Source organism: Variovorax paradoxus, from assembly GCF_040544635.1.
GTDB classification, from domain to species: Bacteria; Pseudomonadota; Gammaproteobacteria; order Burkholderiales; family Burkholderiaceae_C; genus Variovorax; species Variovorax paradoxus_R.
In genome coordinates this window covers 107,813-121,864 of record NZ_JBEPKJ010000006.1, presented here as the reverse complement: position 1 = coordinate 121,864, position 14,052 = coordinate 107,813, and the positions used below count along the sequence as shown (strand labels likewise).

The 14,052-nt window shown below is 68.2% G+C and carries 8 protein-coding genes; 2 read left to right on the top strand and 6 right to left on the bottom strand.

Annotated features, from left to right (window positions below):
- Positions 1 to 6: 6 nt before the first annotated feature.
- From ABIC94_RS12115 to ABIC94_RS12090, 6 genes are all read right to left on the bottom strand, one after another.
- On the bottom strand, positions 7 to 4,617 hold the full coding sequence (locus ABIC94_RS12115) for a type I polyketide synthase (RefSeq protein WP_354373245.1): 4,611 nt from the start codon (positions 4,615 to 4,617) through the stop codon (positions 7 to 9).
- On the bottom strand, positions 4,617 to 9,914 hold the full coding sequence (locus tag ABIC94_RS12110; RefSeq protein WP_354373244.1) for an amino acid adenylation domain-containing protein: 5,298 nt from the start codon (positions 9,912 to 9,914) through the stop codon (positions 4,617 to 4,619). Before ABIC94_RS12110 ends, ABIC94_RS12115 begins: the two co-directional genes overlap by 1 nt.
- Before the next feature lie 9 nt (positions 9,915 to 9,923).
- Positions 9,924 to 10,646 (bottom strand): thioesterase II family protein, encoded by a 723-nt coding sequence (locus tag ABIC94_RS12105; RefSeq protein ID WP_354373243.1) that lies wholly within the window; start codon positions 10,644 to 10,646, stop codon positions 9,924 to 9,926.
- A gap of 5 nt (positions 10,647 to 10,651) precedes the next feature.
- Positions 10,652 to 10,924 (bottom strand): MbtH family protein, encoded by a 273-nt coding sequence (locus tag ABIC94_RS12100; RefSeq protein ID WP_354373242.1) that lies wholly within the window; start codon positions 10,922 to 10,924, stop codon positions 10,652 to 10,654.
- A 215-nt stretch (positions 10,925 to 11,139) separates the two neighbouring features.
- Positions 11,140 to 11,400 carry a FecR/PupR family sigma factor regulator gene (locus tag ABIC94_RS12095; RefSeq protein WP_354373241.1) on the bottom strand — a complete coding sequence of 87 codons (261 nt, stop codon included), beginning with the start codon at positions 11,398 to 11,400 and terminating at the stop codon, positions 11,140 to 11,142.
- Between the two features lie 89 nt (positions 11,401 to 11,489).
- Positions 11,490 to 12,023, bottom strand: a complete 534-nt coding sequence (locus ABIC94_RS12090; RefSeq protein ID WP_354373240.1) for a sigma-70 family RNA polymerase sigma factor — start codon at positions 12,021 to 12,023, stop codon at positions 11,490 to 11,492.
- Between the two features lie 322 nt (positions 12,024 to 12,345).
- On the opposite strand from ABIC94_RS12090, the gene ABIC94_RS12085 reads away from it, so the two are divergent.
- Together ABIC94_RS12085 and ABIC94_RS12080 are read left to right on the top strand one after the other, a co-directional pair.
- Positions 12,346 to 13,146, top strand: coding sequence for a 4'-phosphopantetheinyl transferase family protein (locus ABIC94_RS12085; protein WP_354373239.1), 801 nt, complete (start codon positions 12,346 to 12,348; stop codon positions 13,144 to 13,146).
- A gap of 30 nt (positions 13,147 to 13,176) precedes the next feature.
- Positions 13,177 to 14,028: a plasmid replication/partition related protein gene (locus ABIC94_RS12080; RefSeq protein ID WP_354373238.1), complete on the top strand. Its 852-nt coding sequence runs from the start codon at positions 13,177 to 13,179 to the stop codon at positions 14,026 to 14,028.
- Positions 14,029 to 14,052 lie beyond the last annotated feature (24 nt).

Genomic DNA, 14,052 nt, shown 5'->3' with positions numbered 1-14,052 from the left:
GAGTTTTCAGACGGTTGCGGGCGAGCGATCGGGTTCGGCATCGGCCGGGGCATCGGCCTCGATTTCCTCGATCAGCTTGGTCTCGACCAGGATCGCAAGGTCGCGGAGGGTGGGCGCCTTGAAGAAGGCGGCCGGATGCAGTTCGACCTCGTAGGCCTTGCGGGCACGCGCCAGGATCTGGATCGCGAGCAGCGAATCGCCGCCCAGCTCGAACAGGTTGTCGTCGATGCCGACGCTGGCGATGCCCAGCATGTCCTGCCAGATGCCCGCAAGCACACTCTCCAGCTCGCCCTCAGGCGCGACGAAGGGGGTATCGAGCACGGGGCGCGGATGCTCGCGGCGCTTGTTCTTCTTCGCGGCCGGCCCGCCCTCCAGCAGTTCGAGCATGCCGTTGTCGAGCTTGCCGAGCCGTTGGTTCAGGTCGGTGGTGGAGATCACGACCTGCGCGAACGCCGGGCCGTTGACGATGCGCTCCAGCGCCCGCGCGCCCTCGGGTCCGTCCATGCCGATGCCTTCGGGCAGCACGCGGCCGGCGGCCATGCCGAGGTCCCGCCATGCGTCCCAGTTGACCGAGATGACGGGGTGCTTCGCGCTGCGCTGCCACTGCGCGGCCAGCGCGTCGAGATAGGCGTTGGCGGCGGCATAGTCGCTCATGCCCAGGCCGCCGGCCATGCTGGAGATGGACGAGCACAGCAGCACGAAATCGAGCGGCTCGCCCTGCAACGCATCGAGCAGGAAACGCGTGCCCTGCAGCTTGGGCGCGAAGACTTCGTCGATCGCGGCGCGGGTGCGGGTTGCGATCATTCCGCTGTTCGCGTGGCCCGCGGCGTGCACGACGCCTTGCACCATGCCGAAGCGCGCGCGGGCCTGCGCGGCGGCGGCCTGCATCGAGGCCGCATCGGCCACGTCCGCCGCCACCACGAGCACTTCGCCGCCGAGATTTTCAAGTTCGATCAGTTGCGCGAGCTTGGTCCGCTGTGCCTGGGGTTGCACTTCGTCCGCGACGAGGGCTTCCCACTGGCTGCGCTCGGGCAGCGGTGTGCGCCCCAGCAGCACCAGCCGCGCCTGCCACGACTCGGCCAGGTGCCGCGCGACCGCGAGCCCCACGCCGCCGAGGCCGCCGGTGATCAGGTACACGCCCTTGGAGCGCAGGCGCTGCTGCGGCGCAGACCCGGACGGCAACGGCGCATAGGTCTTGACCCAGCGATGCGGGCCGCGATAGGCCACGAGCGTTTCGTCGTGCGGCGCCTGTGCCGGTGCGGCGAGTTGACTTGCGAGCCACGATTCAGCAGCGCTGCCCGGCGAGGGCCGCACGATGTCGGTCACCCGGCAGGCGATGTGCGGATACTCCTGTGCGATCACCTTGCAGAGGCTGAACAGCGTCGCCTTCTCTGGGCACAGCGGCTCGAGGCCGGAGACATCTTCGATCTGGTTCGCGATGACTTCGATCGAGAGCTTGCGCGTGCGCCCATCGGCGGTGCTGTCGAAGGCCTGGACCAACGCCAGCAGGCTGAAGTAGCCGCATTCCATGACCTGTCCGGATTGCGATGGCGGCAGCGGCTGCTCATCCACGCTCCACAAGTGATAGACCCTGGCGACCGGCCCGGATTCGGCCTGCACCTTGCGCAGCAGCTGTTCGTGGTCGGCGCGTTCGCCGGGGCGAATGGTGAAATGACGGGAGCCTGTTTCCGCATAGCCATTGCCTTGTGTCACGCGAACCACTGCGTGTCCGGGTGCGTCGGCCTCCAGTTGGCGGATCAACGCATCCGCGAGGCCGCTCTCTTCCGCGAACACCAGCGTGCAGCCTTCGACCGGTACAGCCGTCGACGACGCATTCGCCGGCTCGGTGCGCTGCCAGACCGGCACGTGGAACGCATCGCTGCCGGTGCGCACGGACGATGCCGGCGCTTCGCTACCCGGCTCAGGCATGTCGGTCCAGTACGACTGGCGCTGGAACGGATAGGTCGGCAGCGGCACCCGGCGGGCTTGCCGCCCCGGATGGCACGCGGCCCAGTCGATGTCGACACCCGCGCACCAGAGCTGGCCGATCACACTCGCCATCTGGCGTTCGTTCTGCGCCTGCTTCTGCGGATGGGCCTGGCTCGACAGGATGGCCGCCGCCGAATCGGCCAGCGGATGCTGGCGCGCGAGGCCGGCGAGCGTCTCGCCGGGTCCGACTTCCAGCAGCACGCGGCCTTCGACGCGCAGCAGTTCCGCCACGCCGTCCGCGAAACGCACCGTGCCCCGCAGGTGGTGGCCCCAGTAGGCCGGATCGACCGCCTGCTGCGCCGTGATGGGCTTGCCCGTGACGTTGGAGATGAACGGGATGCGCGGCGCAGACCGTGGCACGGAAGCAACCACCTGCTGCAACTCGGCCACGATGGTTTCGGTCATCGCCGAATGCGAAGCGATCGAGACCAGCAGGCGGCGCGGCATCAGGCCGCTCGCCGACAGCTGGCGCTCGGCCGCCTCGATGGTCGCCATCGGCCCGGCGAGCACGCACAGCTGCTCGCCGTTGATGGCCGCAATGTCGCAGCCGGTGGCGAGGAAAGGCGCGAGTTCGGATTCCGACAGCGCAATGGCGGTCATCGCGCCCGGCTGCATGGACTGCATGAGCCGGCCGCGCGCAGCGACGATGCGCAGCGCATCTTCCAGGCTGAACACCCCCGCCAGGCAGGCGGCCACGTACTCGCCCAGGCTGTGACCCAGCATCACGGCGGGCTGCACGCCGCGCGACATCCAGAGCCGGGCCATCGCGTACTCGACGATGAAGAGCACCGGTTGCGTGTATTCGATGCGCCCGAGTTTTTCGTCGGCGGCGGCCTCGCTGCCGGCAGCCGGATAGAGCAGTTGCCGCAGGTCCATGCCCATCGCGTCGCGCAGGGCGTTGCAGCAGCGATCGACCTCTTCCCGGAACACCGGATGGCCGCGGTACAGCGCGAGACCCATGTTCGCGTGCTGCGTACCGCCGCCCGGGAACAGGAACGCGACCTCGGGCGCCGACGCGGGAACGCCGGTTGCCAGGTCGAAGTCGCTCTCGGGCGCGCGCAGCGCCTGCACGGCGGTCGCCAACCCGTCGGCGACAACCGCGCCGCGCACTGCCAGCGCGCGCCGGCCGGTCTGCAGGGTGTGCGCAACATCGGCGAGCGACGTGGCGGAATCCGCTGCTTCGAGATGACCGGCAAGCCGCTGCGCGGCTTGCTGCAATGCGGTGGTGTTGCGGGCCGAGAGCGGCAAGACCTGCCAGGCCTGCGCCTTTGCTTGTGCAGACGGACGGACCACCGGTGCTTCTTCGAGCACCACGTGCACGTTGGTTCCGCCGATGCCGAACGAGCTCACGCCCGCGCGGCGCGGCGTGCGGCCTTCGGGCCAGGGCTGGCGCTGCGCATTCACGTAGAACGGGCTGCCTGCGAAATCGATCTGCGGATTGGGCTTGGTGAAATGCAGGCTGGGCGGCAGCACGCCATGCTTGAGCGCCATCGTGGCCTTGATGAGCCCCGCCACGCCGGCCGCCGCATCGAGGTGGCCGATGTTGGTCTTCACCGAACCGACGGCACAAAAGCCGCGCCGCTCGGTGTCGGCGCGGAAGGCCTGCGTGAGCGCGGCGATCTCGATCGGGTCGCCCAGCGTGGTGCCGGTGCCGTGCGCCTCGATGTAGCCGATGGTGTCGGCCGAGACGCCCGCGATCAGCTGCGCCGCGCGGATCACCTCGGCCTGCCCGTCGATGCTGGGCGCGGTGAAGCCGACCTTGGCGGAGCCGTCGTTGTTGGCGGCGGTGCCCTTGATGACCGCGTGAATCGTGTCGCCGTCGCGCAGCGCTTCGTCGAGGCGCTTGAGCACGACGACGCCGGCACCGCTGCCGATCACCGTGCCGGCCGCATCGGCGTCGAAGGCGCGGCAATGGCCGTCGGGCGAGAGGATCGCGCCGGCCTGGTAGCGGTAGCCGCCCTCTTGCAGCAGGTTGAGCCACACGCCGCCGGCCAGGGCCATGTCGCAGTCGTGGCTCAGCAGTGCCTGGCAGGCGGTATGCACGGCGGTGAGCGAGGTCGAACAGGCAGTCTGCACGCTGACGGCGGGGCCGCGCAGGTCGAGCTTGTAGGCGACGCGCGTGCACAGCGAGCCGCCGGAGTTGCCGCTCATGAGGCCGAGCAGGTCGGCGATGCCCGTGTGCGCGCCGAGGCCGAAGGCCGGCAGCAGGTTCCGGATCAGGTAGACGTTGGCGCCCTCGCCTGCATACACGCCGACTTTTCCCGGCCAGCGCTCGGGATCGCAGCCGGCGTGTTCGAGCGCCGCCGAGGCGCATTCGAGAAAGACGCGCTGCTGCGGATCGAGGTTTTCGGCCTCGCGGGGCGTGTAGCCAAAGAAGCCGGCATCGAACTGGTCGAAGCCCTCGAACATCACACCGGCCTTCACATAGTCGGGGTCGTCCAGCAAGCTCTGCGGCACGCCGCGTTCGCGCAGTTGCTCATCGGTGAAGCGCGACACCGATTCCACGCCGCCCTGGATGTTGCGCCAGAAGGCGTCCACGTCGTCGGCCCCGGGGAAGCGGCCGGACAGGCCCACGATGGCGATTTCCAGGCCGGTAGGTTCGGCGGATTCGTTGAAGGCGGTGGTCATCAATTGACTCTCTCTGCCACTTTGCGGCGTTGAAGCATGGCGGCGCGCTGGCGCAGCGCGCGGTCGTCGGCGCCCGCGGCGGAAACGGCCGCGGCCTGCGCGCCGCCCTGCTCGATCCAGCGCGTGAGCGATTCGACGGTGGGGTACTTGAAGAGGTTGACCAGCGGGAAGCTGCCCTGCAGCCGGTCTTCCAGCAGGCGGTGCGCGCGGATGAGCAGCAGCGAGTGCCCGCCGAGGTCGAAGAAGTTGTAGTTCCGGCCTACCTGCTCGATCTGCAGCACCTCCGACCAGATAGCGGCGATGGTGCACGCGACATGGCCCTCTGGCGCCTCGTAGGTAGTCGCGCGGCCCAGCCCCTCGGGCTCGGGCAGCGCCTTGCGGTCGACCTTGCCGTTGGCGTTCAGCGGCAAAGCCTCGAGCACCACCACGGCGCGCGGCACCATGTAGTCGGGCAGCACCTGGCCCAGTTGCTCCCGCAGCGCGGCGGTGTCGACCGCCTGCTGCGCATGCGCGGCGATGTAGGCCACGAGCGAGACGCCGGCAACGCCCTCGCGGGCCACCACCACGGCTTCGCGCACCGCAGGCTGCGCGAGGATCTGCGCCTCGATCTCGCCCAGCTCGATGCGGAAGCCCCGGATCTTCACCTGGTGGTCGATGCGGCCCAGGTATTCGATCTGGCCCTCGGTGTTCCAGCGCACGAGGTCGCCGGTGCGGTAGAGCCGGTCGCCGTTGCCGAAGGGGTTGGCCACGAACCGCTCGGCACTGAGGCCGGGCTTGCCGAGGTAGCCGCGCGCAAGGCTCACGCCGCCGAGATACAGCTCGCCGGCCACGCCGCGCGGCACCAGGTTGAGTTCGGCATCGAGGATGTGGCACTCGGTGTCGCTGACCGGCTGGCCGATCGGCACCAGGCTCTGGCCATCGTCGCGGCAGGTCCAGCGCGTGACATGGATGGTGGTCTCCGTCGGGCCGTACAGGTTCTGCAGCGTGGCGCCGCCCAGGCGCTGCAGCGCTTCTTTCTGCGTCTCGGCGGGCATGGCTTCGCCGCCGCAGATGATGTGCTTCAACTGCGTGCTGGCCTCGATGTCCTTGTGCGCGAGGAAAGCCTGCAGCATCGAGGGCACGAAGTTGAGCGTGGTGATCCGGTGCCGCTGGATCAGCTCGACCAGCCGGGCCGGGTCGCGGTGGTCGCCGGGGTTGGCGACGACCAGCCGCGCACCTGCGGTCATCGGCCAGAACATCTCCCACACCGACACGTCGAAGCCGAACGGCGCCTTGTGCAGCACGGTGTGGTCACGGGTCAGGCCGTAGGTCTGCTGCATCCAGGCCATGCAGCTGTGCAGTGCCGCATGGCGCACGGCCGCGCCCTTGGGCTTGCCGGTGGAGCCGGAGGTGTAGATGACGTAGGCGAGGTTCTCCGCATGCAGCGCGACCTGCGGATCGGCTTCGGGCTGGTCGGCGAAGTAGCCGCCGTCGAGCTCCAGCTTGGCCAGGCCCGGGCGGGCCGTGATGAGATCGCGCGTAGCGCGGTGCACGAGCAGCAGCGCAATGCCGCTGTCCTCCACCATGTAGTCGAGGCGCTGCACCGGATATTCGGGGTCCAGCGGCAGATAGGCGCCGCCCGCCTTGAGGATGCCCAAGATGCCCACGACCATCTCGACGGAGCGCTCCATCGCGATGCCCACGCGCATGTCGGGCCTGACGCCGAGCGCGATCAACCGGTGGGCCAGGCGGTTGGCGCGGCGGTCGAGTTCGGCGAAGCTCAGTGCCTCTTCGCTGAACAGCAGCGCAACCGCGTCGGGCTGCTGCCTGGCCTGCCGCGCGATGATGTGGTGCACGGGCTCAGGCTGCGGTTCGCGCCGCGCGTTCACGCCCCATTGCGCAAGCTGCGCCCTCTCGGAGGCACCCAGCAGGTCGATGTCGCCCACCGCGCGCTCCGCGCCGGCGCAGAGCGCGCCGAGCACCGCGGCATAGTGCTGCGCCATGCGCGCGATGGTGTCGCGATCGAACAGGTCTTCGGCATAGATCACGTCGAGCATCAGCCGCCCGTCGGGCCGTTCGCGTGCTTCCAGCACCCAGTCGAACTGGGTCTGGAGATCGGGCAGCGCATGGTCGCTCACTTCGATGCCGTCCAGGCGCCTCAGCGCGCGATGGTCTTCGAACAGGTGGTTGAACATCACCTGGAAGAGCGGGCTGTGGCTCATGCTGCGCTCAGGCTGCAGCCGCTGCACCAGTTGTTCGAAAGGCAGGTCCTGGTGCGCCTGCGCGCCGAGCACCGCTTCCCTGGCCTGCGCCAGCACGCGCGAGAGCGGGGTACGCCCGTCGATCGGGTTGCGCAACACCAGCGTGTTGACGAACAGGCCGATCACGTTTTCGAACTCCACGCGGTTGCGGTTTGCGATGGCGGCACCGACGCGGATCTCTTCCTGCCCGGTGTAGCGGTGCAGCAGGGCCTGGAGGCCCGCCAGCAGCACCATGAAAAGCGTGGCGCCCTCTGCCTGCGCAAGGCCGCGCAACCGGCCGAGCAATGGCGCGGGCAACTCGAAGGCATGGCGGGCCGCGCGGTAGCTGGCCTGCGGCTTGCGCGGATGGTCTGTGCGCAGCTCGAGCACCGGGTGTTCGTCGCCGAGGTGCGCGCGCCACCAGCCGAGCTGGCGTTCCGCTTCGCCGGCGGCGAGCCATTCGCGCTGCCACGCGGCGTAGTCTGCGTACTGCACGCGGGGCACAGGCAGCGCCGCCGAACGCCCCTGCAGGCGCGCCGCATAGCCCGCTGCAAGTTCGTCGATCAGCACCTGCATCGAAGCGCCGTCGGACACGATGTGGTGCATCACCACGGCGAGCACCTGCGTGTCGCCGGACAGGCGGAACAGCACCGCGCGGAGCAGGCCACCCCGGGTGAGGTCGAAGGGCGCGGCCTTGATGCGGCGGGCTTCTTCTTGCAGCTGCTCGTCGCGCCGGTCTTCGGGCACGGCACGCAGGTCGATCACTTGCAGCGCCACTTTGCCGGAGGGCTCGATCCACTGCGCGGCAACGCCGTCGCTGCCGGCGCGGAACACGGTGCGCAGCGATTCGTGACGGGCGACGAGGTCGTCCAGCGCACCTTGCAGCGCGTCGGCCTGCAAGGCGCCGGTGAGGCGAAGCGCGCCGCTCATGTGGTACGCCGCGCTGGCCGGGTCGAGTTGCCACAGGAACCACTGGCGCTCCTGCGCATGGGACAGCGGCAGCGCGTGCAGCCGGCGCTCGGCCGGCAGCACCGCAATGGGCGCGGGCCGTGCATGCGCGCCTTGCGCCAACCGCTCCCGAACGGCGGCCGCGCTCTCGTGCAGCCGCGGGTGTTCGAACATCAGGCGCACCGGGTAGTCGATGGCCCAGTGATCCGAGATGCGTGCCGCAACCTGCGTGGCCGTGAGCGAGCTGCCGCCGCGCGTGAAGAAATGGGCATCGCGCGCAAAGGGCTTCGCATCGGCGGGCCGCAGCACTTCGCGCCAGATGGCGTCGAGGGCGCGTTCTGTTTCGTCGGGCACGGGGGGGTCGGCCTGCGCCTCGGCCGGGCCGCCCTTGATGAAGGCGCCGCGTTCGTAGATGGCATAGGCGTCGGCGCTGCGGTCCAACCAGCCGGCGCGGCAGGCGCTGCGCTGCAGCTTGCCGCTTGTTGTCTTGGGCATGCCGCCGGGATTGAGCAGCAGCACGGCCGACAGCGGCTCGCCGAACACCTCGCTGACCGCGGCGCTGAGCGCCTCGACCAGCACCTGCGGCGGCACCAGCTTCTGCATGCTGCGCGACACCTCGGCCGCGGCGCCAATGCCTTCGCCGTCGGGCCCGCTGGCCGCGAAAACCGCAACGCGGCCCTTGCGCACCGCATCGACCTCGGCCTCGATGACGCGCTCGATGTCCTGCGGATAGATGTTGTGGCCGCGGACGATGATCAGGTCCTTGATGCGGCCGGTCACATAGAGTTCGCCATCGCAGACGAAGCCGAGGTCGCCGGTGCGCAGCCAGCGGCGACCCGCGCGTTCGACGAAGGTCTCGCGCGACTCGCGCTCCTTGCCCCAGTAGCCGGCGCCGATGCTCGGGCCGTGGACCCAGATTTCGCCGATGCGGCCGGCCGCCGCGGCCGAGAGCGTGGCGGGGTCGACGATCTCGATCTCGTGCTGGACGGCCACGGCGCCGCAGCCGACCAGCAGCGTGCCCTCTTCGCTCGGCGTGCCAGCACCGCTGGCCAGGCCGTCGGCGCTGAAGCCGCGCGCGACCATGCCACCGCCGCGCCGGCCGCCCGTTACGAACAGGGTGGCCTCAGCGAGGCCGTAGCAGGCGTAGACCGCACGCGGGTCGAACCCGGCGGCGGCAAAGCGCTCGATGAAATCAAGCTCGGTGTCGGCGCGCACCGGCTCGGCACCGGTGTAGGCCACGCGCCAGCTCGACAGGTCGAGCTGCGCGATCTGCGCGTCTTTCACGCGCTCCAGGCACAGGCGGAACGAGAAGTCGGGCCCGCCGCTGAGCGTGGCGCGATGGCGCGAGATGAGTTCGAGCCAGCGCACCGGGCGCTCGAGAAAGTAGCGCGGCGAAGTCAGCACAAGGGGGATGCCGCTGTAGAGCGGCTGCATCAGCCCGCCAATAAGGCCCATGTCGTGGTACAGCGGCGCCCACGAGACGAACTTGTCGTCCGGGCCGATGCCCATGCCGACCTGAATCGCATGTTCGTTGGCCATCAGGTTGCCGTGGGTGACGATGACGCCTTTGGACGCGGAGGTCGAACCCGAGGTGTATTGCAGGAAGGCGATGTCGTCGTGTGCCGGCTCGAAGGGCTGCCACGCATCGGCGAGTGCCGCGTCCACCGCATCCACGGCGACGACGACCGCTTCGCCGAACTGGCTGCCGGCCGCGGCCATCGCCTCGCCGGATGCGGCCGACGTCAGCACGCAGCGCGCCTGCGAATCGGCCGCCACGCCGGTGAGCCGGGCCAGGTGCTGGGGCCGGGTGGACTCCGGCGGAAACACGGGCACCGCGATCACGCCGCAGTAGAAGCAGGCCAGCATGCTCACCGCATAGTGGTCGCCGTTGTCGAGCATGACGAGCGCGCGGTCGCCCTTGGCGAACTGCTGCTGCAGCCGCGCGGCCAGCGCGCGCACGCGCCGCTCGAAGACGGCGTAGGTGATGGGCAGTTCGGTGTAGGCGCCATCGATCTCGTCGACCACGGTGAGCCAGACGTCGTCCGCGCGCCGTTCGGCCAGCGCGCGCAGGTGTTCCACGAAATTGCGCGGTTGCCGGCCGGCAGGTTCCGTTGCGAACAGTTCATTCATATCGACCCTTTAATGCGCGTGTAGATGTGTCGGCAGATGGCGAGCAAGCGCCGCGAGAAATTCGGTCTCGTGCTGCCGCAGGAAGAAGTGGCCGCCCTCGAACCAGTCGAGCGTGAAGGCGCCCGCGGTCTCCTTCGACCAGGCCGCCATGGCCTGCGCCTCGATGTCGTCCTGCCGCCCCGCAAAGGCATGAAGGGACAGCGGCAGGGGCGGCGCGCCCGCCGTGGCGCGCGCATCGTGGCTGCGGCAGACGCGGCGGTCGGCGCGCAGCGTGTCGAGCGTGATGCGCATGAGTTCGTCGCTGGCAAACACCTCTTCGGGCGTGCCGCCCTGCTTGCGCAGCTCTGCGATCAACGAGCCGTCGTCTTCCCCGCCGGCGAAACGCTCAGGATCGCGCCGCGTGGGCGCCGCGCAGCCGGACACCAGCAGCGCGCGCGGCATCGGCCGACGCGATGCCTGCAGCCGGCGGGTCACGCCTTGGGCCAGCAGCGCTCCCATGCTGTGGCCGAAGATCGCAAAGTCGCCGTGCATGGCGTCGGCCTGCTCGGTGCATATCCGCGCGACCATGGCATCGAAGTCTTCGACGAAGGCCTCGCCCATCCGCGCGCCGCGCCCCGGCAACTCCACCGGCACGATGCGGAGCCACGGCGGAAGGAAACGACGCCAGCGCAGGTACATGGCGGCGCTTGCGCCGGCGCACGGCAGGCACAAAAGCGAGAGGGGTCCCCGCATGGCCATCAGCCGGCCGCGCGCTCCACGGCCCCTGCGCCTTGTTGCTGCTGCTGTTGTTGTTCGTTGGCGTCCATCCATTCGCGCAGGGAGCGCGGCCGCATGTCGGTCCAATGTCCCTCCACGTAGGCCAGGGCGGTTTTCTTGTCGCCCCGCACGCCCTCGACGGCGGTCCATCCGCCGGGAACGGCTTTCCAGTGGGGCCAGATGGAGTACTGGTCTTCGTGATTGACCAGAACGATGAAGGTCTCGTCTTCACGGTCAAAACAGCTCGTCGACATCGATGCATCCTTGTGTGATTGAACAGAAGGAGCGCCGGATGGCCGGTCGCGGACCGGATTGAATCGCAGCGCCCCTGCCAACAGGACGCTTCGGAGGCGAATCTGTTCATTTCACGAGGTGCTTGCGGGGGAGACGGCTGCATCCGCCGGGCCGGGCCGGCGGGGGCCATTGCAAAAACGCGCGGCATGGCGCGCGTTGGCGGGAAAGTCTGGCTTTACTTGCCGGCTCGCGGTGCGGCGCCAGTGCCGTTGCCAGGGGATTCGTCGCCGTCACCGAAATCATTGGCCGGCGGCACGAAGCCCGCAAGCAGCCAGAGTTGCGCGGCCTTGTCGTAGGCACGGCGGTGCGAAGGCTCCGCCACCAGCCATGCGGTCATTTCGGCGCGGGTCGCCTCGTCGAAGCTCTCGCGGTCGTGTTCGCGCTGTACCCAGTCCCAGGCGGTGTTCCAGATGGGATCGTCTTGTTCGTGTGTCATTCTCGAAGCTGCTCGCGGTCGTCCGTGTAGAACAACGCGCATTCTCGCGGGAAACCGGACAGCTTCTTTTCCGTTTCCATTTTTAGCTTCTAGCGAGAACCGCTCTCGAACAACAGATGGCCACACGACTTGATGGCCGTCGCGGCCTCGGCAATCAGGCCGTTCACGAGCCCCAGCGCACAACCCAGGCGCGCCGCGATCTCGCGCTGCGTGAGCCCTTCGAGCCGGTAGAGCTCGAACACCAGGCGCGTCCTTGGCGCGAGCCCGGAAAGAACCTTGTCGATCGCAGTGATGACCTGGCGCTCGCACATCATGCGGTCCGGCGTTGCGGCGGCCGGCACGTCGAGCAGTTCCACGTCGACATCGAAAGTGCGATAGCTGGCCTCGACGCGATGGCGGCGGCAGTAGTCGAGCGCCATGTTGCGCACTACCTGGCAGCAGTAGCCAATGGGACGGTCGGCCTGCCGGACGCAGGGGCCGTCGACGATCTTCAGGTACGCGTCCTGCACGACGTCGTCGGCCAGATCCGCCGTGTTGACGATCTTGCGGGCAACGCGCCAAAGCTGGGCGCGATTGGCGATGAAAACCTCCCCGAGCGAAGGCTCGGACGAATGCAATGGCATGTTCAACACCTCTTCCTCCAGTGAGCGAGCCGAAGCGGGCCGCAAGTCCGAATTACTACTTTTCGTGTAACAATCTAAATAAGAATCATTTCTATTTATAGTTGGATTTCGAGTCACCCTGATGACCCTTCCAGATCAACGTTCAAACAAGTGGATTGAGGCTCCGAGATGGTCTCGGGCAGCGATGCGTGCGGCCTGAAGATCCGCGAAGAATTGCGGAATCCGGCTTCGCTCATGCGGAGGAGCGCAATGATAGACCACTTCGCTTCATGCCATCATCCGCAAAAAATTCCGTCCGCGGCCCATGCGCTGCGGCCAGTCCATGCCAAGCCCCGCCCCTCTCATCTCCTTGCCCGCGGGCGACATTCACCTCTGGTTCTGCTTTCACGGTGACAACGGCAACCCCGCGTTGACGGCGGAATATTTCTCTTTGTTGACATCCGAAGATCGATCGAGGCACGACCGCTTCCACTTCGCTCGCGACCAGCACCGCTATCTGTTGACACGGGTGCTGGCACGCTCGGTGCTCTCGCGTTATGCACCAGTGCAGGCGCAGGCCTGGCGCTTCGCCACCGGCCCCTTCGGTCGACCTCGTATCGAGGCGCCCCTCGCGGAAGAAGCCCATGGCCTGGACTTCAACCTGAGCCACACCGATGGCCTCATCGTGATGGCTGTTGCGCGTGGAATCGACCTGGGTGTCGATGCAGAAAACCTCGGGCGCAAGGCTGCGCCGGAGGTGGCCGATCATTTCTTCTCGCCCTCCGAGTCGGCCGCATTGAACGCACTGCCGCCCTCGCTGCAGGCAGAGCGTTTCTTCGAACTGTGGACGCTGAAGGAGAGCTACATCAAGGCGCGCGGCATGGGGCTGCAGATACCGCTCGACAGCTTCAGCTTTGCGCTGGACGACCCAGGCGGCATCGCATTCGCACTCGCAGATCCGCTCGACGGCACCGCGCAGCGCTGGCGTTTCTGGCAGTTGCAGCCCACGCGCGAGCATCTCGTGTCGGTGTGCGCTGCGCCCGGCCATTCGTCTCCCGCACGCATCGTGTGCCGCGAAGTCGCACCGTTGCAATGGGAGCGGCCGCTGGCAGTTCGCACGATGCGTGCCAGCGGGTGCATCTAGAATCCCGCCCCTTTCCCCGATCCCTCCCTCATGAACATCGTCGTCAACGAAGAACTCAAAGCCTATATCGATCCATTGACTCCGGAGGAGCACGAGGCGCTGGAACGCAGCATCCTCACCGAGGGCTGCCGCGACGCGCTGGTGCTGTGGGGCGACGTGCTGGTGGACGGCCACAACCGCTACGGCATTTGCCAGAAGCACGGCCTGCCGTTCCAGACGGTGCAGAACACGCGCTTCAAGACGATCGAGGACGTGCACCTCTGGATGATCGACCAGCATCTCGGCCGGCGCAGCATTTCCGACTTTCTGCGCGGTGTGCTGGCGCTGCGAAAGAAGGACATCGTCGACGAGCGCCGTGCGCGTGCGCTGGCCGACACGGCGCCCTCCGACGATGACGCACCCTTCGACGCCGACGCGCCCGCCAGCACCGAATCGTCGGCAGACAGTGCTTCTGCGCTGCCCCCGCCGGCGCCGTTGAGCAGCCGCGAAGCCATTGCACGCGCCGCGCGGCTCAGCAGCAATCAGGTGGTGATGATCGAGAAGATCCAGAAGCAGGCCGCGCCCGAACTGGTGGCGGCCGTGAAGTCGGGCGTGATTTCCATCAACACCGCGGCCGCAGTGGCCAGCTTGCCCGCCGAAGAGCAGGTTTCCGCGGCGAACGCGGGCAAGGACGAACTCAAGCAGGCCGCCAAGCGGGTTCGCGAGGCCAAGCGCAAGCCGCGCGAGGAATCGGCCGAATCCGCTGAATCGAATCCGGCCGATCAGGCGATGGCAAAGCCCGATGCTCTCCAGTTGCTGGAGCAGCGCGTGGCCGAACTGACGGCCGAGAACGATGCCTTGCGCAGGCAAGTCGCCGAGCTGCAGGCGCAGCTGGCGAACTGATCGAAGGCGAGGCCTTCCGGCGCT